The 22,547-nt window shown below is 62.1% G+C and carries 19 protein-coding genes, 1 tRNA gene and 1 pseudogene; 15 read left to right on the top strand and 6 right to left on the bottom strand.

The genetic code is table 11. From position 1 onward, the window contains the following. Positions 1-2: 2 nt before the first annotated feature. Positions 3-968, bottom strand: coding sequence for a tripartite tricarboxylate transporter substrate binding protein (locus tag RSO67_RS21150; RefSeq protein WP_315840444.1), 966 nt, complete (start codon positions 966-968; stop codon positions 3-5). A gap of 136 nt (positions 969-1,104) precedes the next feature. On the opposite strand from RSO67_RS21150, the gene RSO67_RS21145 reads away from it, so the two are divergent. Further along, positions 1,105-1,941: an IclR family transcriptional regulator gene (locus RSO67_RS21145; protein WP_315844323.1), complete on the top strand. Its 837-nt coding sequence runs from the start codon at positions 1,105-1,107 to the stop codon at positions 1,939-1,941. A gap of 337 nt (positions 1,942-2,278) precedes the next feature. Further along, positions 2,279-7,105, top strand: a complete 4,827-nt coding sequence (locus RSO67_RS21140) for an NAD-glutamate dehydrogenase (RefSeq protein ID WP_315840443.1) — start codon at positions 2,279-2,281, stop codon at positions 7,103-7,105. A 453-nt stretch (positions 7,106-7,558) separates the two neighbouring features. On the opposite strand, the gene RSO67_RS21135 is transcribed toward RSO67_RS21140, so the two are convergent. Both RSO67_RS21135 and RSO67_RS21130 read right to left on the bottom strand, forming a co-directional pair. Further along, positions 7,559-7,636 (bottom strand) — tRNA-Cys (locus tag RSO67_RS21135). Between the two features lie 159 nt (positions 7,637-7,795). Beyond that, on the bottom strand, positions 7,796-9,223 hold the full coding sequence (locus RSO67_RS21130; RefSeq protein ID WP_315844322.1) for a HAMP domain-containing sensor histidine kinase: 1,428 nt from the start codon (positions 9,221-9,223) through the stop codon (positions 7,796-7,798). 447 nt (positions 9,224-9,670) lie between these two features. Between RSO67_RS21130 and rpmH the strand changes: the two genes are divergently transcribed. The 13 genes and pseudogenes from rpmH (at position 9,671) to RSO67_RS21065 (ending at position 19,928) form a co-directional block, all read left to right on the top strand. After that, the gene (gene rpmH, locus RSO67_RS21125; RefSeq protein ID WP_011471298.1) at positions 9,671-9,805 is read left to right on the top strand and encodes a 50S ribosomal protein L34; all 135 of its coding nucleotides are present in this window, start codon (positions 9,671-9,673) and stop codon (positions 9,803-9,805) included. A gap of 24 nt (positions 9,806-9,829) precedes the next feature. Further along, positions 9,830-10,192 carry a ribonuclease P protein component gene (rnpA, locus tag RSO67_RS21120; protein WP_315840442.1) on the top strand — a complete coding sequence of 121 codons (363 nt, stop codon included), beginning with the start codon at positions 9,830-9,832 and terminating at the stop codon, positions 10,190-10,192. A gap of 73 nt (positions 10,193-10,265) precedes the next feature. After that, positions 10,266-12,125, top strand: a complete 1,860-nt coding sequence (gene yidC, locus RSO67_RS21115; RefSeq protein ID WP_315840441.1) for a membrane protein insertase YidC — start codon at positions 10,266-10,268, stop codon at positions 12,123-12,125. Between the two features lie 60 nt (positions 12,126-12,185). After that, the gene (gene yihA, locus RSO67_RS21110) at positions 12,186-12,836 is read left to right on the top strand and encodes a ribosome biogenesis GTP-binding protein YihA/YsxC (protein WP_315840440.1); all 651 of its coding nucleotides are present in this window, start codon (positions 12,186-12,188) and stop codon (positions 12,834-12,836) included. Continuing rightward, positions 12,836-13,213: a DUF423 domain-containing protein gene (locus tag RSO67_RS21105; protein ID WP_315840439.1), complete on the top strand. Its 378-nt coding sequence runs from the start codon at positions 12,836-12,838 to the stop codon at positions 13,211-13,213. Before yihA ends, RSO67_RS21105 begins: the two co-directional genes overlap by 1 nt. 92 nt (positions 13,214-13,305) lie before the next feature. Beyond that, a pseudogene (gene argB / locus RSO67_RS21100) lies at positions 13,306-14,203 on the top strand (acetylglutamate kinase). An 80-nt stretch (positions 14,204-14,283) separates the two neighbouring features. Then, complete coding sequence (locus RSO67_RS21095) at positions 14,284-15,267, top strand: DUF1036 domain-containing protein (RefSeq protein ID WP_315840438.1); 984 nt, start codon at positions 14,284-14,286, stop codon at positions 15,265-15,267. Between the two features lie 23 nt (positions 15,268-15,290). Beyond that, positions 15,291-15,998: a pyrimidine 5'-nucleotidase gene (locus RSO67_RS21090; protein WP_315840437.1), complete on the top strand. Its 708-nt coding sequence runs from the start codon at positions 15,291-15,293 to the stop codon at positions 15,996-15,998. Between the two features lie 100 nt (positions 15,999-16,098). Further along, positions 16,099-16,944 carry a 2,3,4,5-tetrahydropyridine-2,6-dicarboxylate N-succinyltransferase gene (dapD, locus tag RSO67_RS21085; RefSeq protein WP_231078267.1) on the top strand — a complete coding sequence of 282 codons (846 nt, stop codon included), beginning with the start codon at positions 16,099-16,101 and terminating at the stop codon, positions 16,942-16,944. Positions 16,945-17,011: 67 nt separating this feature from the next. Further along, a complete protein-coding gene (locus tag RSO67_RS21080) occupies positions 17,012-17,488 on the top strand; it encodes a DUF805 domain-containing protein (RefSeq protein ID WP_315840436.1) in 477 nt (158 codons plus the stop codon). A 101-nt stretch (positions 17,489-17,589) separates the two neighbouring features. Beyond that, complete coding sequence (locus tag RSO67_RS21075; protein ID WP_315840435.1) at positions 17,590-18,144, top strand: DUF805 domain-containing protein; 555 nt, start codon at positions 17,590-17,592, stop codon at positions 18,142-18,144. 60 nt (positions 18,145-18,204) lie between these two features. Further along, positions 18,205-19,371 carry a succinyl-diaminopimelate desuccinylase gene (gene dapE / locus RSO67_RS21070; protein WP_315840434.1) on the top strand — a complete coding sequence of 389 codons (1,167 nt, stop codon included), beginning with the start codon at positions 18,205-18,207 and terminating at the stop codon, positions 19,369-19,371. Next, a complete protein-coding gene (locus RSO67_RS21065) occupies positions 19,368-19,928 on the top strand; it encodes a 5'-methylthioadenosine nucleosidase (protein ID WP_315840433.1) in 561 nt (186 codons plus the stop codon). The genes dapE and RSO67_RS21065 overlap by 4 nt, the downstream gene beginning before the upstream one ends. On the opposite strand, the gene truA is transcribed toward RSO67_RS21065, so the two are convergent. The 3 genes from truA to def form a co-directional block, all read right to left on the bottom strand. Beyond that, the gene (gene truA, locus RSO67_RS21060; protein ID WP_315840432.1) at positions 19,925-20,665 is read right to left on the bottom strand and encodes a tRNA pseudouridine(38-40) synthase TruA; all 741 of its coding nucleotides are present in this window, start codon (positions 20,663-20,665) and stop codon (positions 19,925-19,927) included. The genes RSO67_RS21065 and truA overlap by 4 nt on opposite strands. Positions 20,666-20,714: 49 nt before the next feature. Continuing rightward, on the bottom strand, positions 20,715-21,647 hold the full coding sequence (fmt, locus tag RSO67_RS21055) for a methionyl-tRNA formyltransferase (protein ID WP_315840431.1): 933 nt from the start codon (positions 21,645-21,647) through the stop codon (positions 20,715-20,717). A 158-nt stretch (positions 21,648-21,805) separates the two neighbouring features. Beyond that, positions 21,806-22,327 carry a peptide deformylase gene (gene def, locus RSO67_RS21050; protein ID WP_175368577.1) on the bottom strand — a complete coding sequence of 174 codons (522 nt, stop codon included), beginning with the start codon at positions 22,325-22,327 and terminating at the stop codon, positions 21,806-21,808. Positions 22,328-22,547: the final 220 nt, after the last annotated feature.

Genomic DNA, 22,547 nt, shown 5'->3' with positions numbered 1-22,547 from the left:
CGTCAATCCGCCTTCACGTTGGCCTTGCGCACGACCGGAATCCACTTGGCGTCTTCACGATCGAGATAGGCTCTGAACTCACCTGGCGTCATCGGGAGTGCTTCGGCGCCAAGTTTTTCGAATTTGTCGATCACGCCTGGTTCTTTGAGGATCTCAGTCAGCGCTTTGTTCAATTTATCGACGATCGGAACGGGAGTGCCCGCCGGAGCAACGAGCCCCGTGAAGGTCTGGCCGTCGAAATCCGGATAGCCGAGCTCGGCGAAAGTGGGCACGTCGGGAAGCGTCTGCAGTCGATGTGGGCTTGTGACCGCCAGGGCGCGCACCATTCCACTCTTGATATATTGAAGGCTGACCGACAGTTGATCGAATGCGAACTGAACCTGCCCGCCGAGCAGGTCATTGGTCGCGGGCGCGTTGCCGCGATAATGCGCCGTCACCCAACGAATCTCGAGCTTGGACTGCATAAGTTCGCTGAGCAGGTGATTGGTCGTGCCCGGCCCCGGGGATGCCATCGTCAGCTTGCCCGGATCGCGCTTCGCGAGTTCGAGCAATTCGGCGAACGACGTCGCCTTCACGGAAGGATGAACCTCGAGCACCAGCGGCGTCATCGAGATGCTCGAGATCGGCAGGAAGTCGCGCTTCCAGTTGTAGGCGTCGCGCTTGTTAATTTCGGGAGCGAAGAGAACCGGACCATTGGCGCCGACCATGAGCGTGTAGCCATCATTCGGCGCTTTCGCCAGCGCTTCCCCGGCGATCATGCCGCCAGCGCCCGACTTGTTTTCAATCACGAAAGGCTGGCCCAATTTTTCTTGCAGCCGATCCGCGACGATGCGCGCCGCGCTATCGACATTGCCGCCGGCCGGATAGGGCACGATCAGTTTGACAATGCGCGCGGGCCATTCCTGGGCCGTCGCCGCGCCATTAACCAGCGTCGCGGCAATGGCTGCAGCGATCCATAGCGACTTCATCATTTCCTCCCGCCAGATGCGACTTTCACGCCGCAGACCGTATGTTCGACGCCGATTAGGACCAGCGCTCTTGCGGCGAACCATTGGTTTCAAGCGCTTTACTTGTCGATGCCAATGTGCGGTTATTGTCCACATTATGGACAGTGGATTGCCGACAACGCTCGATCCGGAGCCGCGACAAGGCGCACAGGCGATCCGGCGCGCGCTCTTCCTCCTTCGCGTGCTTGCAGCGGGCGGTGAGAGCGGATTGCCGTTGAAAGAAGTCGTCCAAGCGACGCGTCTATCGCGCCCGACCGTACACCGGATCGTCCATGTCCTGATGGAGGAGGGGCTCGTCGAGCGCCACGAGCGCTCGGGTCGCTATGCAATCGGCACGCAGGTCCCTGAATTGGCACTCGCTCGCCCATCGCGCTCGCCATTGCTCGCAGCGGCGGACGACATTTTGCGCAAAACGTCGCAACGGGTCGGTGATACATTGTTTCTAACGGTGCGCACCGGCAACGACACTTTATGCGTGGATAGGAGAATTGGCTCATATCCGATTCAGGTACTCTCGATCGCCGTGGGTGCGCGGCGGCCGCTCGGCGTCAGCAGCGCAGGCGTTGCCATCCTGGCCGCGTTACCGGCTCAAGAGTCACGCAGGATCGCTGCGACGAATGAACCTCGATTCGCGGGATATCGGACCGACCGGCAGACCGTGTTGTCAGAAATCGCCGACGTCCGGCGCAGGGGCTATGGCGTGCGCGAAGTCGGATTGGTCCAGGGCACGAAATCGATTTCGACCTGGATCAAGACAGCCGATGGGGATCCGGCGGCGGCCCTCACCATATCGGCCGTCCGAACACGGCTCGGCCCGCGACGCGAGCAGGAAGTTGTCGAAACGCTTTTGAAGGCAGCTTACGAGATCGAGCAGAAAATCCGACAAGCGAGCACGCGTCGCCCAGTCCAAGGCAAAGGTCCGCTTGCGACATAGGCAGCGATTGAGCAGCCAATCGACGGCGAGCTGCTGTAATTTGAACGGAAAAGTCTGGCGCGCCATTCGGAATACAGCCACGAACTTATACATGATTGAAATTGCTTGCGATTTCATAAGACGTCCCATGACGAGAGGCTCGTCGGCATCGATTCCGGCCTCAAGACACACCTCACAACTCCGCGCGCCAGGGCGGCTCCGGGGTGCTAACATAGTCGAGACCGTACGACCGAAAATTTCACCTGTGCGATTGAAACGCGGTCGGGAAACGATGGCGCACGAAGAGATGCACTCCAAAAACAACGGCCGACCGTAATTGCGGTTAGTTGGCTGGGACGTGGAGGATGCTATGGCGTGGCGTGACGACAAGGCCCGGGCAACTCTGATCCGCGACGCGGCGGGAAGCGTGCAGCCGGGCAAGGCCCCCCGAACCTTTGCCGAGCTTATGTTCGGCTACACCAATGTTGAGGACCTCGCCAGTTACGATGCCTCCTCGCTTGCCTTCCTGGCGGAGCGAGCCTGGGAGCATGTACAGCGGCGCACGGCGGGTCGTGCCGATATCCGCGTCGTCAATCCGACGATGCCGGACGGGCGCGAGATGTCCGTGCTCGAAATTCTCAACGACGATATGCCTTTCCTGTTCGATTCCATCATGGCGGAGCTCGCCGAGCAGGGCATCGAAGTCACCCTCGTCGCTCACCCCATCATCGCGGTGGAGCGCGATGACCAAGGCAAACTCCTGCACTTCCACGGTGAAGCACTGCCGGAAGGGGCAAAGGGCGCGCGCGAGAGCCTGATTCATCTCCACATCACCCGCCTCGACGCCGACACCGACCGCGAGAGGCTGATTGACGGCCTCACCGGGACGTTAAGCGACGTGCGCGCCAGCGTCGCGGACTGGCGCGTCATGCGCGACCGCGTCGAGAACGCGATCAAGACTTTCTCTTCCAATCCACCGCCGCTGCCGATCGACGAGGTCGCCGAGGCCAACCAGTTCCTGCAATGGCTGTGCGCGGACAATTTCACCTTTCTCGGCGTGCGCGAGTATCGCTTCTCGCCCGACAGCGATGCGTCGGACGACATCACGACCGCTGAGGGCCTCGGCATCCTCCGCGACCCCGATGTAAAGGTCCTGCGCCGCGGCAGCGAAATGGTGGTGATGACGTCGGAAATTCGCGAGTTCATGCGCGAGCCGACCCTACTCATCGTCATCAAGGCCAATGTGAGTAGCCGCGTTCATCGCCGCATCCGGATGGATTATATCGGCATCAAGCTCTATGCGCCCGACGGCCGGCTCGAAGGTGAATTGCGAGTCGTCGGCCTGTTCACCTCAGGCGCCTATACGCGCTCGGCACGACAGATCCCCTATGTTCGCCACAAGGTATCGCGGGTGCTCCAGCGCGCCGGCTTCGATCCGAACAGCCATTCGGGCAAGGCGCTGATGCATATCCTCGAGGAATATCCGCGAGACGAACTATTCCAGGTCGACGTCGACACCCTCTTCAATTTCGTCATGGAAATCCTGATCCTCTATGAGCGCCCCCGCGTCCGGGCGCTCGCTCGGGTCGACAAGTTCGATCGCTTCGTCTCCATCCTCGTCTTCATTCCGCGCGACAAATACGACACTGATGTGCGCATGCGCGTCGGCGCCTTCCTGTCGCAGATCTACAAAGGGATGCAGGCGGCCTCCTACGTGTCTTTCCCCGAAGGAGCATTGACGCGCGTTCACTACATCATCGGACGCTATGAAGGTAAGACTCCTGCCGTCGAGCGCGCCACGCTGGAAGCCGGGATCAGCGCCATTGCCGCGACCTGGGCCGACAAGCTGAAGGCCGCGCTGACTGCGTCTACCGATGGCATGCGGGCACGCATGCTCGCCAATCGCTATGCCCAGGCCTTTACCGGCGGATATACCGAGGTTTCCACGGCCGAACAGGCGATTGCCGATATCGCCACCATCGAAAGGCTCACGCCAACCCGCCCGGTGACGATTTCGGTTCATCGCTTCGAGGGCGAGGACGATCCCAGGCGCTTCGGCCTGAAGGTGTTCTCGGATGCCGCGCCGCTGTCGCTGTCCTATCGCGTGCCGGTGATCGAAAATCACGGCCTGCGCGTGGTCGATGAACGTACCTATCAGATCGTGCCCGGTGCCAGGCCGGAGCCGGTGTGGCTGCACGACATGACGATCGAGACCAGCGACGGCCAGCCGATCGAGATCAACCGGGAATTCAGTCATCGGCTCGAAGCCTCGATCATGGCAGTGGTCGGTGATCGCGCCGAATCCGACGGATATAACGGGCTGATCCTGCGCACGGCCCTGGGCTGGCGCGAAGTCTCGACCATCCGAGCGCTGTCCCGCTATTTGCACCAGATCCGCGCGCCGTTCAGCCAGGATTATATGTGGGAGACTCTGCGCAAGAACGTAGCGATCACCGCCAACCTCGTCGCGCTGTTCCAGACCCGCCTCGATCCACGCCTCGCCCTTACTGATTCCGAGCGCTCGGCCAAGGAGACCGCCCTCCTTGCCGATATCGAGGAGCAGCTCAAATCCGTCGCATCGCTCGACGAAGACCGCATCCTCCGCCGTTTCACCAATCTGGTGCAGTCCACCATCCGCACCAACTTGTGGCAGGTCGGCGAGGACGGACATCCGCGTCCGGTGATCTCCTTCAAGTTCGACGCGCGCGGAATCGAGGACCTGCCGGCTCCGAGACCGCTCTACGAGATTTTCGTCTATTCTCCCCGCGTCGAAGGCATTCACCTGCGCTTCGGCAAGGTTGCGCGCGGCGGACTGCGGTGGTCCGATCGGCCGCAGGATTTTCGCACCGAGATCCTCGGCCTGGTCAAAGCCCAGCAGGTCAAGAACGCCGTGATCGTGCCGGTCGGCGCCAAAGGCGGCTTCGTGCCCAAGCGCCTGCCGCCGCTCTCCAGCCGCGACGCGTGGCTCGCGGAAGGCACCGAAGCCTATCGCATCTTCGTTCGCTCGCTGCTCGAACTCACCGACAATCTCGACGGCGACGACCTCCTCCCGCCCGACTCGACCTTGCGGCACGATGGCGACGATCCTTATCTGGTCGTCGCCGCCGACAAGGGCACCGCCACCTTCTCCGACATCGCCAACGCGATTTCGGCCGAGAAGAACCATTGGCTCGGCGATGCCTTCGCCTCCGGCGGCAGCCAGGGCTACGACCACAAGAAGATGGGGATTACGGCGCGAGGCGCCTGGGAGGCGGTCAAACGCCACTTCCGCGAGCTCGGCACCGACATTCAGACCATGCCTTTCACCGTAGTCGGCGTCGGCGACATGTCCGGCGACGTCTTCGGCAATGGCATGCTGCTCTCGCCGGCGACGAAACTCGTTGCGGCCTTCGATCACCGCGACATCTTCATCGATCCCTCTCCCGATCCGGCGATCAGCTACGCCGAACGCAAGCGCCTGTTCGACATGCCGCGATCGAGCTGGCAGGACTACAACAAATCGCTGATCTCGCAAGGCGGTGGCGTGTCCTCGCGCTCCCTCAAGGCGATTCCGCTCGCACCGGAAGTGCGCAGCCTGCTCGATCTCGACAAGCCGCAGGCAACGCCCTTCGAGGTGATGACGGCGATCCTGAAGGCGCGCGCGGACCTCCTGTGGTTTGGCGGCATCGGCACCTATATCCGGGCATCGGAGGAGAGCGACGATCAGGCCGGCGACCGCGCCAATGATCCGATCCGCATCACCGGGACCGACGTTCGCGCCAAGGTGATCGGCGAAGGCGCCAATCTCGGCGTCACCCAGCGCGGCCGCATCGAAGCGGCGCAGACGGGCGTGAAGCTCAACACCGACGCGATCGACAATTCGGCCGGCGTGAATACGTCCGACGTCGAGGTCAATATCAAGATCGCATTGGCGCGCCCCGAGCGCGAGGGACGCCTCAGCCCGGCTGACCGTAACACGCTGCTTGCCGCGATAACCGACGACGTCGGTGCGCTCGTTCTACGCAACAACTATCTGCAGACGCTCGCGCTCTCGCTCGCTGAACGCAAGGGCGTGGCAGAGACCGGCTTCCTCACCCGCCTGATGCAGTCGCTCGAGCAGCGCAGCTTGCTCAGCCGTGCAGTCGAATTTCTGCCCGACGACGCCGCGATCGCCGAGCGCACGAGGCGCGGGCAGTCCCTGACACGGCCTGAACTTGCCGTGTTGCTCGCCTACGCCAAACTGACGCTCTACGACGACCTGCTCGGCACCAGCGTGCCGGACGATCCTTATCTCGCTCGCGAGCTCTCGAGGTATTTTCCTGGCCAGGTTCAGGACAGATTCCCGACAGCGGTAGAGTTCCATCGCCTCCGACGCGAAATCATCGCGACCAGCCTCGTCAATACGGTCATCAACCGCGGCGGCCCGGCGTGTATCGTGCGCCTGATCGACGAAACCGATGCCGATATCACCACTATCGTCATGGCCTATGTGGCGGTCGATGAATCCTACGGGCTCAAGGGGCTAAATGATGCGATCGATACGCTCGACGTCTGCATCGAGGGGCAGTTGCAGTTGTCCCTCTATGAGGCGGTCCAGGACCTTCTGCTTTCCCGCATGGTCTGGTACGTGCGCAATATTGATTTCAAGGACGGCCTCGAGGCGGTGATCGCCCGTTTCGGCCCAGGTATCCGCGAGATCAGAGCCTCTCTCGACAACACCCTGCCACCGGACTTGCAGGCCGCGCGCGGGAAGCGCCGGCAGGAGCTGACCGACGCCGGCGTCCCGTCCGGCCTCGCCGGCGAACTGGCCGATCTCGACACCTTGGTCTCGGCGCCGGACATCGTGACGGTCGCCGAGCGCACCAGCCGCAGTATCGGGGAAGCCGCCGCGACGTTCTTTGCCGCCGAGGCCAATTTCCGTCTCGACCGGATCATCGCTGCCGCGCGCAGCGTGCCGGTCAGCGATCGTTTCGAACGCCTCGCCATCGACCGCGCCGTCGACCTGATCGCGGCTGCCGAAAGAGGCCTTGCCGCGGATATGCTGGCAACCGGCCAATCCGGCCAGCAGGCTGCGGAGACCTGGCTTGCAGCTCATCCCGAGGCGACGCGCATCCGCCGCGCAGTCGAGGAGATTGCGGCAGGCGGCCTGACGCTCGCCAAGCTGATGGTGGCGGCAAACCTGCTGGGGGACCTGGTCAAAGGCTGAGGCGTGCGAGGCAGCGATGTGAAACTCTAGAGAGCAATGCTAGCGCAGGTTGTTAGCCGGCGAACGGAGGGACCCAATGATCCACGCTACTTGCCATACCGCTGATAATGTCCGCTGCATCGAGTTCGATGCCACACCCTGGTTCAGCGAGGCTAACGCTCCGAGCATTATCGATTTGGCCCAACGAGGATGGGCCAGCACAGCGATTGCAGACTCCCTCGAGCGCCGACAAGGATACGAACGCTTGCACGACCTCGTTGAGTATGCAGCGAAGCGACTGCAACCGGAATCCCTGGAGGACCCCACTTGGGAAACCTTCGAGTGCGTCGTCGATGGACCCGAGGCCGTAGCCTGGCTCGAGAAAAACCGGCCCGACGTTGTGGCAAGGATCCCGTAAGCTACGAGAAGCGCAGCAATGGCGACGATGATTGGCGCATCACAATGAAGCGGAAATGGCGCGCCCGAAAGGATTCGAACCTCTGACCCCGTGATTCTGTAGTCACGTGCTCTATCCAGCTGAGCTACGGGCGCGTGCCGCGATGTGTGGGGCCAAAAGTCAGAGCCGCCAACACCGGATGCGTTTCGGAAACGATGTTTGCGAAAGCGGGCCATAGCTACCGGGTCGAGCCCGGCTTGGCAAGCGCCCTGAGCCGCTTATTTCACTCCCGTGACATACCCGGAAAAGACGGCTCAGGCCCGCGCGCGTTCTTTGCGGATGCTGTGCAGTTCCACCGGCCTGTCCGGAAGGCTGATCCGGAAGGTTGCACCCAAAGTGCCTTCCACAAGGTGAATATCGCCGTCATGGGCGCGGACCAATTCGGCCGCGATCGCGAGGCCCAACCCGCTACCGCCGGGGCGGGACGAGCCCTGAAATGCTTCGAACAGGTGGTCGCGCGCCCGCTGCGGGACGCCGGGGCCGGTGTCGGACACTTCGAGAATGGTGACAGCGCCTTCGCGGCGGCCGGTGATGCGAATCTGCTGCGGGGCGACGTCGCTCTGCGGCTGCCCCTCCAGCGCCTGGGCCGCATTGCGGACCAGATTGAGCAAAATGCGAAACAACTGGTCGGGATCGGCATCAATCATCAGCCCGCGCTCGATGGCGTTGACCCAGCCGATCGACACGTCGGTCGCAAGCCCGGCCGATTCGCGGACTTCGTTGACCACCGGCTCAACGAGAATCATCTTGCGATCGGGGGCAGCTTCCTGCGCGCGGCCATAAGAGAGTGTCGACTGGCAGAAGGCGATGGCGCGCTCCAGCGAGCGCATCAGCTTCGGCGCGAAGCGCTGCACGCGCGGATCGGGCACGCTGGCGAGCTGATCTGACAGCAATTGTGACGACGCAAGCAGGTTGCGCAGGTCATGATTGATCTTCGAGACCGCGAGGCCGAGCGCAGCGAGACGACTCTTCTGATGCAGCATTGAAACGAGATCGCGCTGCATGTCGGACAATTCGCGCTCCGCCACGCCGATTTCGTCGGCGCGCTGGCTCGGCACGATAATCCGCGCCGAGCTCTCGGGGTTTTCATGGAAAGCGACGAGATTGGCCGTCAAATTCCGCATCGGCCGCACGAACAGATAATGCAGCGCCAGATAGACCAGCCCCGCCGAGAGAATCGCCAATCCCAGCGACACCCACAACAGATTGCTGGAGAAACGATACATCGCCTGCCGCAGCGGCAATTCATCGACCACTACTTCAATGAATTGCGCTCCGCCGGGCGCCGGCCCGATGATGCGCATCGTCTGATCGCCAGTTTCCAGCATGACCTCGAACGCATCGACGATCGCCGACCACACCGTCATCGACCGCATGTCGATGTCATGATCGATCTGCGCCGGCAAATCAGCGCTAGCGAGCAGACGGCGCTGCTGGCCCATCTTGATGGCCACCGCACGGGCGCCGATGCTGCTCAGGATCTGCCGCGACAGCGATTCCGGGACCATCCCAAGCGGCGCAGCGTCCAGCACCAGTGCTGCCGTATTGGCCGCGGCCAGCCTGTCGTTCAGCCTGTTGATCCGGAAATTAGCGATCGAGGGCACATAAATGAGAATTTCGGCAATCAGCACCAGCGGAATGGTGAGCAGCAACAGCTTGCCCGACAGCCCCAGCCGTCGCATGGGGCCGAGCCTGAACGCGGGCTCGATGGGCTTTTCGCCGGCCGAAGACACAATATTGGCCTCTGATCTCACGGTCTGACGCTGAACTATTGAGCGATACGGGTCCAACGACGATTTGTTACGATGATGTTTGCGACCAGTTCTTAAATTTGTCCGCTGAGCGAACACGCTTAAGCCATAGAGCAATTTCACAACCGCCAACAACCTGAAAACACCGGGAAATTGGGATTAATCCCGTGGTTCCAGGAATTTGGCGGATCAGAGCACCGCTACAGGGCAACGTTGACGAAAACAGGACGCTCCCGTATAAGCCCGCCAACTGTCCGCGATGACCCGGTTTTAGATCGGGTGCGGCTCGTCTTTGGGCCCGAAATGGCTCGTTGAGCCAACATCTTAGGACTTACCTCAAATTACTCGGCGAATTGCCCGGTCAGCGGAGAACGACCCGTGAAGCGGACTTATCAACCCAGCAAATTGGTGCGCAAGCGCCGTCACGGCTTCCGCGCTCGCTTGGCGACCGTTGGCGGCCGCAAGGTTCTGGCTGCGCGCCGCGCACGTGGCCGCAAGCGCCTCAGCGCCTGATCGGATCTCTTCCGAGAGTTCATCATGGACCGGTTACGGCAGCGGGCGGACTTTCTCGCCGCTGCCAATGGGCCGCGGGTGAACAGCCCTGCCTTTGTGATGCAAACCCGGCGACGTGACGACGACGGCCCGATCAGGGTCGGCTTTACCGTGACCAAAAAAAACGGAACCGCCACCGAGCGGAACCGTATCCGGCGCAGGCTTCGCGAACTGGTGAAGCGCGTCGATGTCTTATCCATGCGACCCCACAGCGATTATGTGCTAGTCGGCCGTCGTGTCGCGCTCCAACGCGATTTCATGATGATGCTCGACGACCTCCGCTCGGCGCTGCACCGCCTCGATCGGCAATCTTCTAAGACGCAATCTTCTAAAACCAGCGTGACCTGACGCTTTCAGCCTGCGACAAGCGCGCAGCCGGAAGCGAGAGCCGCACCCGCATTTGAATGACGAGACCTGAACGATGACCGACAATCGCAACACCATCATTGCCGTCATTCTGTCCGGCCTGGTGCTGATCGGCTGGCAATATTTCTACAACATCCCGCAGATGGAGAAGCAGCGCGCACAGACCGCGACGCAGACCCAGCTCGCCAACCCGACCGCACAGCCAAACGCCACGCCCGGCAGCACGACGCCGACCGCGAATTCCACCGCCGCAGGCGGCGCACCCACGAATGTGGCGCCGGCCAACGCTCCGATCGTCAGCCGCGATAGTGCCATTGCAGCATCGCAGCGCGTCAAGATCGACACGCCGCGCATCTCCGGTAGCATCGCGCTGAAGGGCGCGCGCCTCGACGATATCTCGCTGACCAAGTTCCGCGACACTGTGGATCCGAAATCGCCGGCGATCGTGTTGTTCTCCCCGTCGGGCACGGCCGCGCCTTATTATGCCGAGTTCGGCTGGGTCGCCGCCGCCGGTGCAAACACAAAAATCCCCGACCAGAACACCCAGTGGCAGCAGGAAGGCTCCAACGCCCTGACGCCGACCACGCCTGTCGTTCTGAAGTACAACAATGGCGACGGCCTCACTTTCACCCGCACCATTTCGATCGATGACCGCTACCTGTTCTCGGTCAAGGATGACGTCAGCAATATCAGCAACGCGCCGGTGACGCTGTATCCGTTCGCGCTGATCTCGCGCCACGGCACACCGCATGTCGAAGGCTATTACATCCTGCATGAAGGCCTCGTCGGCTATCTCGGCGACCAGGGCCTGCAGGAATACGGTTACAAGAAGATCGACGAAGCCAAGGCGGTGAATTTCAAGGTCACCAATGCCTGGCTCGGCATCACCGACAAATATTGGGCTTCGGCGCTGCTGCCCGACACCAATGCGCAGCTGCAGGCCCGTTTCTCGTCGAACCTGACCGGCACCCAGCGGACTTACCAGACCGATTATCTGCAGGACGCGCAGACCATCGCCATCGGCGGCACCGGCACGGCCAATGCCCGCCTATTTGCCGGCGCCAAGGAAGCGGCCACTGTCGGCATCAACTTCCCGTTGGCTGTCGGCCTCGGCGGCTATAATCAGGCGCTCGGCCTCAACCACTTCGACCTTCTGATCGACTGGGGTTGGTTCTACTTCATCACCAAGCCGATGTTCCTGGCGCTCGACTGGTTCTTCCACCTGTTCGGCAACTTCGGCATCGCCATTCTGCTCGTCACCGTACTGGTGAAGATCATCTTCTTCCCGCTGGCCTCGAAGTCCTACGCCTCGATGGCGAAGATGAAGGCCGTGCAGCCGCAGCTGGCGGCGCTCAAGGAGCGCTTCCCTGACGACAAGATGAAGCAACAGCAGGAGATGATGGAGATCTACAAGAAGGAGAAGATCAACCCGATCGCCGGTTGTCTTCCCGTCATGTTGCAGATCCCGGTGTTCTTCTCGCTCTACAAGGTCCTGTTCGTCACCATCGAAATGCGCCACGCGCCGTTCTTTGGCTGGATCAAGGATCTGTCGGCGCATGATCCGACCAACCTGTTCAACCTGTTCGGCCTGATCCCCTTCGATCCGACGACGATTCCTGTGTTCGGTCACTACCTGGCGCTCGGCATCTGGCCGATCATCATGGGCATCACGATGTGGTTCCAGATGAAGCTCAATCCGACGCCACCGGATCCGACCCAGAAGATGATTTTCGACTGGATGCCGCTGATCTTTACCTTCATGCTCGCCGGCTTCCCGGCAGGCCTCGTGATCTACTGGGCATGGAACAACACTCTCTCGGTGCTGCAGCAGGCCTACATCATGAATCGTAACGGCGTGAAGGTCGAACTGTTCGACAACGTGAAGTCGACCTTCGCGAAGAAGAAAACGACCTGATCAAACCAAGTGGCTGACGTCCCCGGCGCAAGCCGGGGCGCGTAGCCGGAAAGACTTCGCATGACCACTGACACCGATGCGAAGCTGATCGAACAGGGCCGCCTGCTTTTCGCAGGCGAATGGACGTTCATCTGGGCGTCGCCCTCGATCGAGACGTTGCCGCCAATGGCAGGGATGGAAGTGGCCTTTGCCGGCCGCTCCAATGTCGGCAAATCCAGCCTGATCAATTCGCTGACCGGCCGCAACGCGCTGGCCCGGACCTCGCATACGCCAGGCCGCACCCAGGAGCTGATCTTCTTCGAAGGTCCCGATGGCTCCGACTTCCGGCTCGTCGACATGCCCGGCTACGGCTATGCCTCGGCGCCGAAGGTCAAGATCGCGTCCTGGACCAAACTGATCTACAATTTCCTCCAGGGCCGAGCGAGCCTCGCGCGCGTCTACGTCCTGATCGACTCCCGGCATGGCCTGAAGGATGTCGACCTCGACGTGCTCAAGTCCCTCGATCGTTCGGCGGTCAGCTACCAGATCGTGCTGACCAAGGCTGATCAGGTGAAGAAGAGCGAACTCGAAAAGACCTTCGAAGAGGTTCGCGCCGAGTTACGGACTCACCCGGCAGCCTTTCCGGACGTGCTGGTTACATCGTCGCGTACCGGTGACGGCATGGCCGAATTGCGGGCTGCAATGGTCCGCCTGTTGAACGAGCGCAACTGATGACCCGCTTTAGCCTGTTTCGCATTCTTGTCATCCTGGCCGGTGTGATGGGCGCCGACGGCGTCATTCTCGCCGCCGCTTCGGCGCACCAGCCGGACGCGACGCGGCTGGCCTCGGCCTCCTCGATGCTGTTGTTTCATGCCGCCGCCATTCTCGGTGTCGTCGCCCTGATCGAGCGTGGCGTCGCCCATCTGCAGATCGGCCTGACGGCGGCCTTCGGCTTTGTCATTGCTGCCGCGATTTTCGCCGGCGACCTGACCCTGCGCCAATATGTCGGTCACGGCTTGTTCACCATGGCCGCCCCGACCGGCGGCACCCTGCTGATCCTAAGCTGGCTGGCGCTGGCGGTATCCGCAGCTTGGCCGCGCCCCACCTGACGCCGGGCCACTGGACAGAGCAGCGATGCTTTGCGCGGCGGCAATCAATCGGCTAGAACGCGCCGCAGATTGCTCACCGTGAGATCCGCTTCATGACCGACGCGCCCATCATCAGTGCTCTCGACCAGGCCCGCATCCTGTCGGAGGCGCTGCCCCACATGCAGCAATATGACGAAGAGACGATCGTCATCAAATATGGCGGGCACGCCATGGGCGCCGAGGATACGGCCCGCGCATTTGCCCGCGATATCGTCCTCTTGGAGCAGACCGCCATCAATCCGGTGGTCGTGCATGGCGGCGGCCCGCAGATCGCGCAGATGCTGACGCGCCTCGGCATCAAGTCCGAATTCGCCGCAGGATTGCGTATCACCGACGCGGCGACGATCGAGATCGTCGAGATGGTGCTGGCAGGCTCCATCAACAAGCAGATCGTCAGCTACATCAACGAAGCCGGCGGCAAGGCCGTCGGCCTATGCGGCAAGGACGGCAACATGGTCACCGCGTCGAAGGCGACGCGCACCATGGTCGACCCCGATTCTGAACATCGAGAAGGTGGTCGATCTCGGCTTTGTCGGCGAGCCGGAAAAGGTCGATCTTACGCTGCTCAACCAGCTGATCGGCTATGAGCTGATCCCGGTGCTGGCGCCGCTCGCAGCAAGCAAGGATGGCAAGACCTTTAACGTCAATGCCGATACCTTTGCCGGCGCCGTCGCAGGCGCGCTGAAGGCCAAGCGCCTGCTGCTGCTCACCGACGTGCCGGGCGTGCTCGACAAGTCGAAGAAGCTGATCCCGGAACTGTCGATCAAGGATGCCCGCAAGCTGATCGCTGACGGCACGATCTCCGGCGGCATGATTCCGAAGGTCGAGACCTGCATCTATTCGCTCGAACAGGGTGTCGAAGGCGTCGTGATCATCGACGGCAAAACCCCGCATGCCGTGCTGCTCGAACTCTTCACCAATCAGGGCACAGGCACGCTGATCCACAAGTGATGGACGCACCACACCACACGTCGTCATGGCCGGGCTTGTCCCGGCCATTCGCGTCTGGCTGGTGGACGCGGAAAACATCGTTGACGCTTCTCGCCAGCGTCATCTGGCTATTTGCCAGCACGGCCGCCCGCGCCGATCTCAAACTCTGCAATCGCATGAGCTATGTCGTCGAAGCCGCCATCGGCATCGACGACAAGAGCGCCACCGCGACGCGCGGCTGGTTTCGCATCGACCCCGCGCAGTGCCGCGTCGTCGTACAGGGCACGCTGACGGCCGACCGCATCCTGCTGCATGCCCGCGCGCTCAGCATCTATGGCGCCTCACCCGTGGCGCAGAACGGCACCGACAACCTCTGCATCGCGCCGGATAACTTCGTCATCGCTGCTGCCCGGCAATGCCGTGCCGGACAGTCACAAGTGCCATTCACGATGATCAAGCCGACGCAGACCGACGACGGCAATATGATCGCCTATCTCGCGGAAGACAGCGAATATGACGACGAGCAGGCCAAGCTCGCTGCCATCCAGCGTCTGCTCGTCATCGCGGGCTATGACGCAGCGCCCATCGACGGCGTGGACGGGCCGAAGACCCAGAGCGCGCTCTCGTCCTTCCTCAAAAGCCGCAGTCTTCCGGCCGATGTGGTTTCGACGCCGAATTTCTTCGAGACCATGATCGCTGCGGTACAGGCTCCCTCTGCGACCGGCCTCACCTGGTGCAACGACACGTCCTACAAGGTGATGGCGTCAGTCGCGACCGACGATGGCAAGGGCATTGTCAGCCGCGGCTGGTATCGCATCGAGCCGGGCAAATGCCTGCGGCCCGACGTGGTCGGCCAGCCCCGCCAGATCCTTAGTTTCGCCGAGGCTGTCGACGACAATGGCCGCGCCATCAAGCTCAACGACAAGCCCCTGAGCTGGGGCGGCGTTCGCATGCTGTGCACACGCGAGAGTAAGTTCGAGATCCGCGAACACAATGACTGCAATACCCGCGGCCTCACCAGCGCCGGCTTCGCCATCGTCGACATGTCGGGCGGCGGCAAGACGCTGCGCTTTGCGACGCCGTGACGACCGGACAACAGAGACAATCAATGACCCTGCCGACCAAATCGCCGCGTGCCTTCAACCATGTCGAGACATGGGTGTTCGATCTCGACAACACGCTGTATCCGCACCACGTGAACCTGTGGCAGCAGGTCGATGGCAAGATCCGCGACTTCGTCGCGAACTTCCTCAGGATTTCGCCCGACGAGGCCTTCAAGGTTCAGAAGGATTATTACAAGCGCTACGGCACCACCATGCGCGGCATGATGACCGAGCACGGTGTCCGCGCCGACGACTTCCTCGCCTTCGTCCACGAGATCGATCATTCGCCGCTGGAGCCCAACCCGGTGATGGGCGCCGCCATCGCGCAATTGCCCGGCCGCAAGCTGATCCTGACCAACGGCTCGGTCGCCCATGCCAGCGCGGTGCTGGAGCGCCTCGGCTTCGCCGACCAGTTCGAAGCGATCTTCGACATCATCGCCGCCGATCTGGAGCCGAAGCCCGCGCAGCCGACCTATGACAAGTTTCTTCGCCTGCACGGCGTCGATCCGTCCAAGGCCGCCATGTTCGAGGACCTGTCGCGCAACCTCGTAGTGCCGCACCAACTCGGCATGACCACCGTGCTGATCGTGCCCGACGGCGCCAAGGAGGTGGTGCGCGAGGACTGGGAGCTGGAAGGCCGCGACGACGACCATGTCGACCACGTCACCGACGATCTGACAGGTTTTCTGGCGGCGCTGAATGCGGCGCGGTAGGGCGGGATGGCCGCCCGCGCGTCTTGACTCTCCCCGGCCAAATCCCGACAAAAGCTTCAAGAAATCACCCTTTACCCACGATCTGCCCAAGGAAATTGCGATGTCGCTGACCGCCCTCGAGTCCACCATCAATGCCGCCTTCGACGCGCGCGATAACGTCAACGCCTCGACCAAAGGTGAAGTCCGCGACGCCGTCGATCAGGCGCTGAACCTGCTCGACAAGGGCGAGGCCCGCGTCGCCGTCCGCGCCGACGACGGCAAGTGGACCGTCAATCAGTGGCTGAAGAAAGCCGTGCTGCTGTCGTTCCGCCTCAATGACATGGCGCAGATCTCTGGTGGTCCCGGCGGCGCGGCCTGGTGGGACAAGGTGCCCTCGAAGTTCGAGGGATGGGGCGACAACAGCTTCCGCGACGCCGGCTTCCGCTCCGTACCGGGCGCTATCGTGCGCAAGTCGGCCTTCATCGCCAAGAACGTCGTTCTGATGCCGTCCTTCGTCAATCTCGGCGCCTATGTCGATGAGAGCTCCATGGTCGACACCTGGTCGACTGTCGGCTCCTGCGCCCAGATCGGCAAGCGCGTGCACATTTCGGGCGGCGTCGGCATCGGCGGCGTGCTGGAGCCGCTGCAGGCCGGTCCGGTGATCATTGAGGACGACTGCTTCATCGGCGCCCGCTCGGAAGTCGCTGAAGGCGTGATCGTGCGCAAGGGCGCGGTACTGGCCATGGGCGTGTTCCTGGGCGCATCGACCAAGATCGTCGATCGCGAAACTGGCGAAGTGTTCGTCGGCGAAGTGCCGGAATATGCGGTGCTGGTCCCCGGCAACCTGCCCGGCAAGCCGATGAAGAACGGCCAGATCGGCCCCTCCACAGCCTGCGCCGTGATCGTGAAGCGCGTCGACGAGCGCACCCGGTCCAAGACCAGCATCAACGAGCTGCTGCGCGACTGATTGTCGTTCGGGCCGGTTTGCGCGTAGCATCGCGCAGACCGGACCGATCGACAACTTGGGGGCTGCCATGGAATGGACCACGCTGCTTTTCAGCTTCACGGGACGGATCAATCGCGGCAAATACTGGCTAGCCATCCTGATCTACCTGGTCATCTGGATCGCCTTCATCGCCGCTGCCGTGATGTGGCTCGGCGGATTCGACACCGACCGGCTGTTCAGCATGGTCGGCGCGGCCATCCTGCTGTGGCTGGCGGCCATCGTCCTCATCGTCGCCGGCACATTGTCCGGCATCGCCACCGGCATCAAGCGACTGCACGACCGCGAGAAGAGTGGATGGTGGATCCTGGTGTTCTGGCTTGGGCCGAGCGTCCTCAGCGGCATCGGCAGCACCAGCAGCGCGAGCACCAGCTTCGTCTTTCATATTGCCAGTTTCGCGGTGACCATTTGGGCGATTGTCGAGCTTGGCTTCCTGCGCGGCACCGCCGGGCCGAACGAATACGGTCCCGATCCGCTTGCCGAACCTGCGATTGCACAGAGGGTCTGAGCCTCATCGACCGCGCGTTCCGCTCCGCGATCGAACCGAAGTCCGCCCGAGGCGACCAACTATCCTGAGCCGCGCCATCGCCGTGCTCCGGAACATCGCTTATGGGCTATCAATGGCTTCTGTTCGGCTTTGACGGCCGCATCAACCGCGCCAGAGTCTGGCTCGCGGCGCTGATCATGCTAGGCTGTATGATGTTGCTAGGCTCTGCGGTGGTTGGAATCGGCAAGCTGTTGGGAATGCCGATCAACTCTTACAGTTTCAGCGCTAGCGACATCTTCGCCGTCGTCGATCCCGCATCCTATCGTTCGATGCCACCGACCAACTTGATCCTGCTGATCATCCACGCGGCTGCAACACCGCTATTCCTGTGGATCTATGCAGCCATCTCGATCAAACGGCTACATGATCGGGACCGAAGCGGCTGGTGGATGGTTCCGTTCTTTGTCGTGCCCGGCCTGTACAACCAACTTGGTGGCTGGCTGGGCGACTCGATCCCCGCTATCGCGCTGGCCATAGTCGTATTCATCGTCCCCCTCTGGGGGGGCGGTCGAACTGTATGTTCTCAAGGGAACGCATGGCGACAACCGGTTCGGCGCCGACATGCTGGCCCCCGCCGATCCGGTCGATACGCGGCCGGCCTGGGACCAGCAAAGTGAGCTCGAATTTGTCCCGCATCGCGCTGGCCCATCGGCGGGACCTCATGTTAATCGGGGGACATGAATGATGTTCTGTCCATCGCCCAGGCGCTGCTGCGCTGCCCGTCCATCACGCCCGCGGATGCCGGCGCCCTCGGCGTGCTCGAGAGCCTGCTGACGTCGGCCGGCTTCGAAGTCCATCGCGTCACCTTCAGCGAGGAAGGCAGCGCCGACATCGAAAACCTCTATGCGCGTATCGGGACTTCCGCGCCGCATATCTGTTTTGCTGGCCATACCGACGTGGTGCCGCCCGGTGATGAAGCGGCGTGGACCCATGGCGCCTTCTCCGGCGACGTGACGAACGGCCTGCTCTACGGCCGCGGCGCGGTGGACATGAAGGGTGGCATCGCCGCGTCAGTCGCCGCCGTGCTGGACTATCTGGCGGCGAATGAAGGCAAGCCGCAAAAGGACGGCGGCGGTTCGATCTCCTTCCTGATCACCGGCGACGAAGAAGGCATTGCCGTCAATGGCACCGTGAAGCTGCTCCAATGGGCGGCCGAACGCGGCGAAAAATTCGATCACTGCATCGTCGGCGAGCCCTCGAATGTCGAGGAGATGGGCGACACCATCAAGATCGGCCGCCGCGGTTCGCAATCCGGCACGCTGGTGGTCGATGGCGTGCAGGGTCATGTGGCCTATCCGCATCGTGCATCGAATCCGGTGCCCGACATCGCCGCACTGATCACGGCGCTGAGCAGCGATCCGCTCGATCAGGGCAATGCGCAGTTTCAGCCGTCCAATCTCGAATTCACCTCGGTGGATGTCGGCAACAAGGCGACCAACGTCATCCCCGCGCAAGCGCGAGCGAAGTTCAATATCCGCTTCAACGACCATCACACGCAGGCGTCATTGCGCGACCTGATCGATGCACGCGTCGCAACTGCCGCCGGCAATCGCATTCGCGCGCATGTGATCTGGGAGCCGAGCAATTCGGACAGCTTCGTCACAAAGCCCGGCGCATTTACCGATACAGTCGTCGCCGCGATCAAGGATGTCACCGGCCGCACACCGGATCTCAACACGGGCGGCGGAACCTCGGATGCGCGCTTCATCAAGAACTACTGCCCGGTGATTGAATTCGGCTTGGTCGGGCAGACCATGCATCAGATCGACGAACACACGAAGGTTGCCGATCTGGAGAAGCTCACCCAAATCTATCGTGGCGTGTTGGATCGGTATTTCGCATGAACGGCAAGATTCTCGTCCTCACCGCGCTCGAAAGCGAGCTCGACAAATCGCGCGCGCCTGCCGAGATCGAGGTGATTTTCACCGGCGTCGGCAAGATCAACACCACGATCGCGACGCTTCAGGCGGTGCAGGCCATGCAGCCCAAGCTCGTCGTGAACTACGGCACCGCCGGCAAGCTAAACACCAAACTCAACGGCCTCGTCGAGGTCAGCGACGTGATCCAGCGCGACATGAATGCTGAGCCGTTGGCGCCGCGCGGCCGCACGCCCTTTGCGCCCGATCTCGACCGCCTGGTCTCGGGCCAGCGCGGCGTGATCTGCGGCAGTGGTGACAGTTTCGTCACCTCCACCGATCCTTGGCTGGTGACGAACAATGTCGATATCGTCGATATGGAACTGTTTGCCATCGCACAGGTCTGCCTGCGCCACGGCATTCCCTGGCGCGCCTTCAAGTTCATCACCGACGACGCCAATGATTTTGCGCACGAGCATTGGACGGCGAATGTCGCGAATGGACAGGATCTGTTCTGGGACGCGATGAAGGGCGTGAAGGTCTAGTAATCGACCTTTACCAGATACAGCCCATCCGGCGGCGCCACGATGCCGCAGGCGCTGCGGTCCTTCGCGGCAAGCGCCGCAGCCAGGTCGTCCGGCGCCCAGCGGCCGTTGCCGACCCAGACCAGTGAGCCAACCATCGAACGCACCTGGCTGTGCAGGAACGAACGTGCGGAGGTCGTGATGGTGATCGCCTCACCGTTCTGCACCACATCGAGCTGATCGAGCGTGCGGATCGGCGACTTGGCCTGGCATTCGGTATCGCGAAAGGTCGTGAAGTCGTGTCGCCCGAGCAAGTGCTTCGCGGCCTCGCTCATGGCAGCGACATCGAGCGGACGCGGCACGCGCCAGACCCGGCCGGCATCGACGGTGAGGTTCGCGCGGCGATTGGTGATGCGATAGACGTAGTGGCGTTTGACGGCTGAGAACCGCGCCTCGAAATCATCCGGCACGATGTCAGCGGACAGCACGCCGACCGGATGCGGCCGCAGATGGGCATTCATGCCATCGCGAAAACGACCGGGCACCAGCACTTTCGGCACATCGCAATGGGCGACCTGACCGAGCGCATGGACGCCGGCATCGGTACGCCCTGCGCCGTGAACGCGGATCGGCTCGCCGCAAATGGCTTCCGCGGCTGCTTCCAAAGCGCCCTGCACGGTCAGCGTCGCGTTGGCCTGCACCTGCCAGCCGGAGAATGGCGCGCCGTCATACTCGATGATCATCTTGTAGCGCGGCATCAGAGCATGATCCCGAAAAGTGGCCACCGGTTTTCGGACAAGATCATGCTCATGAAAGGCGCAGCGGCGGTTTCAGCGGCGTGCCACGCAGAAATTCACTGGCCTTCATTGGCTGCTTGCCGGCGCGCTGCAGATCGATGATCCGGATCGCGCCCTCGCCGCAGGCGATGGCGAGCTGATCGTCGATAATCTCGCCAGGCGCGCCCGCGCCCTTTGCGAGCTCGCAGCGCAGAACCTTCACGCGCACCGCTTCGCCCTCGATCGGCATCTCGCACCAGGCGCCGGGGAAAGGCGACAGACCGTGGATATGCCGCAGCACGTCGCGCGCCGGCTTCGACCAGTCGATCTTGGCCTCGGCCTTGTCGATCTTGGCAGCGTAGGTGACGCCGTCTGCACTCTGCGGGGTCAGGCTCAGCCGTCCCCTTTCTAGCGCACCCATGGCACGCACCATCAGGTCGGCGCCGAGCGGCGCCAGCGCATCATGGAGGTCCAGCGCCGTCATCGCATCGGTGATTGCCAGACGCTCGGCCATGGCGACATCGCCGGTGTCGAGGCCGACGTCCATCTTCATCACCATGACGCCGCTCTCGGCGTCGCCTTCCATGATGGCGCGATTGATCGGCGCGGCACCGCGCCAGCGCGGCAGCAGCGAGCCGTGCAGGTTGAAGCAGCCTAGGGGCGGCACATTGAGAATGTTCTGCGGCAGGATCATGCCATAGGCGACGACGACCGCAGCCTCAGCCTCATGTGCACGAAATTCGGCTTCGGCTTCCGGCGTGCGCAGCGTCTTCGGCGTGAACACGGGAATGCCGAGTCGCTCGGCCTCGCGGGCCACCGGCGTCGGCTGCAACTTCATGCCACGGCCGGCCGGCTTAGCCTCGCGGGTATAGACGGCGACGATCTCATGGCCATGGGCCACGAGTTCGAGCAACGTCGGCACAGCGAAATCCGGCGTGCCCATGAAGATCAAACGAAGCGACATGTGGAACTTCCAGCAAAGAGCACCAGCCTATCCGTCATGGCCGGGCAGCGCGAAGCGAACTTCGCTAGATGTCCCGGCCATCCACGTCTTTCGGTTGCTCGCTTCAAGACATGGATACCCGGCATTCGCCGGGCATAACGAAGGAAACGTCGGAGAATTTACTCAGCCCGCTTCGCCAACTTGGTGAACTTCTTCAGCACGCGGTCGCGCTTCAGCTTGGAGAGGTAGTCGACGAACAGCACGCCATTGAGATGGTCGATCTCGTGCTGAATGCAGGTCGCGAACAGGCCAGAAGCCTCTTCCTCGATGGTCTTGCCGTCGAGGTCCATGTAACGGATCCGCACTGTCGCCGGGCGTTCCACTTCCTCGTAATATTCCGGAATCGACAGGCAGCCTTCCTCATAGACTGAAAGCTCTTCCGAAGCCGAGATGACCTCCGGATTGATGAAGACGCGCGGCTTCTTGCCGTCCTCCTCATCGTCCTTCTTGGCGATGTCCATGGTGATCAGCCGCAGCGGAACCGCGATCTGGATCGCCGCCAGCCCGATCCCGGGTGCGTCATACATCGTCTCGAACATGTCGTCGGCGAGCTTGCGCACCTCCGACGTCACCTTCTCGACAGGTTTGGAGATCAGCCGCAACTGTTTGTCGGGCAGGATAATGATTTCACGAATGGCCATGGCGGCGATTTAATCTGCGCGCCGGTCCGGGTCAATCCGCTGGAAAAGCTGGACTTTGAAGGACGTTAACTCCTCGCTAACCATGAAAATTAAGGCGAGGTTAACCACGCCGGTTAAGGTCCGCTTGACCACATTTCTTAGGCTTGGAAATTCATCTTTCATTAACCATAAATGTTCCCTCTTCGTTCGCGCGACCGACCGAATCGGCTACAAGGTTGGG

This window comes from Tardiphaga sp. 709, from assembly GCF_032401055.1.
Classification (GTDB): domain Bacteria; phylum Pseudomonadota; class Alphaproteobacteria; order Rhizobiales; family Xanthobacteraceae; genus Tardiphaga.
The sequence above is the reverse complement of the archived record's forward strand: the minus strand, read 5'-3'. Positions and strand labels throughout refer to the sequence as shown.

What these genes read in the sequence shown, in the direction of transcription:
- RSO67_RS21130 (WP_315844322.1), bottom strand. Translation starts at nt 9,223, where the DNA reads ATGCGACGGCTGGGGCTGTCGGGCAAGCTGTTGCTGCTCACCATTCCG.
- def (WP_175368577.1), bottom strand. Translation starts at nt 22,327, where the DNA reads ATGGCCATTCGTGAAATCATTATCCTGCCCGACAAACAGTTGCGGCTG.
- RSO67_RS21105 (WP_315840439.1), top strand. Translation starts at nt 12,836, where the DNA reads ATGACCCGCTTTAGCCTGTTTCGCATTCTTGTCATCCTGGCCGGTGTG.
- RSO67_RS21080 (WP_315840436.1), top strand. Translation starts at nt 17,012, where the DNA reads ATGGAATGGACCACGCTGCTTTTCAGCTTCACGGGACGGATCAATCGC.
- RSO67_RS21075 (WP_315840435.1), top strand. Translation starts at nt 17,590, where the DNA reads ATGGGCTATCAATGGCTTCTGTTCGGCTTTGACGGCCGCATCAACCGC.
- RSO67_RS21150 (WP_315840444.1), bottom strand. Translation starts at nt 968, where the DNA reads ATGAAGTCGCTATGGATCGCTGCAGCCATTGCCGCGACGCTGGTTAAT.
- rnpA (WP_315840442.1), top strand. Translation starts at nt 9,830, where the DNA reads ATGGACCGGTTACGGCAGCGGGCGGACTTTCTCGCCGCTGCCAATGGG.
- RSO67_RS21065 (WP_315840433.1), top strand. Translation starts at nt 19,368, where the DNA reads ATGAACGGCAAGATTCTCGTCCTCACCGCGCTCGAAAGCGAGCTCGAC.
- truA (WP_315840432.1), bottom strand. Translation starts at nt 20,665, where the DNA reads ATGCCGCGCTACAAGATGATCATCGAGTATGACGGCGCGCCATTCTCC.
- RSO67_RS21090 (WP_315840437.1), top strand. Translation starts at nt 15,291, where the DNA reads ATGACCCTGCCGACCAAATCGCCGCGTGCCTTCAACCATGTCGAGACA.
- yidC (WP_315840441.1), top strand. Translation starts at nt 10,266, where the DNA reads ATGACCGACAATCGCAACACCATCATTGCCGTCATTCTGTCCGGCCTG.
- dapE (WP_315840434.1), top strand. Translation starts at nt 18,205, where the DNA reads ATGAATGATGTTCTGTCCATCGCCCAGGCGCTGCTGCGCTGCCCGTCC.
- dapD (WP_231078267.1), top strand. Translation starts at nt 16,099, where the DNA reads ATGTCGCTGACCGCCCTCGAGTCCACCATCAATGCCGCCTTCGACGCG.
- yihA (WP_315840440.1), top strand. Translation starts at nt 12,186, where the DNA reads ATGACCACTGACACCGATGCGAAGCTGATCGAACAGGGCCGCCTGCTT.
- RSO67_RS21145 (WP_315844323.1), top strand. Translation starts at nt 1,105, where the DNA reads ATGGACAGTGGATTGCCGACAACGCTCGATCCGGAGCCGCGACAAGGC.
- fmt (WP_315840431.1), bottom strand. Translation starts at nt 21,647, where the DNA reads ATGTCGCTTCGTTTGATCTTCATGGGCACGCCGGATTTCGCTGTGCCG.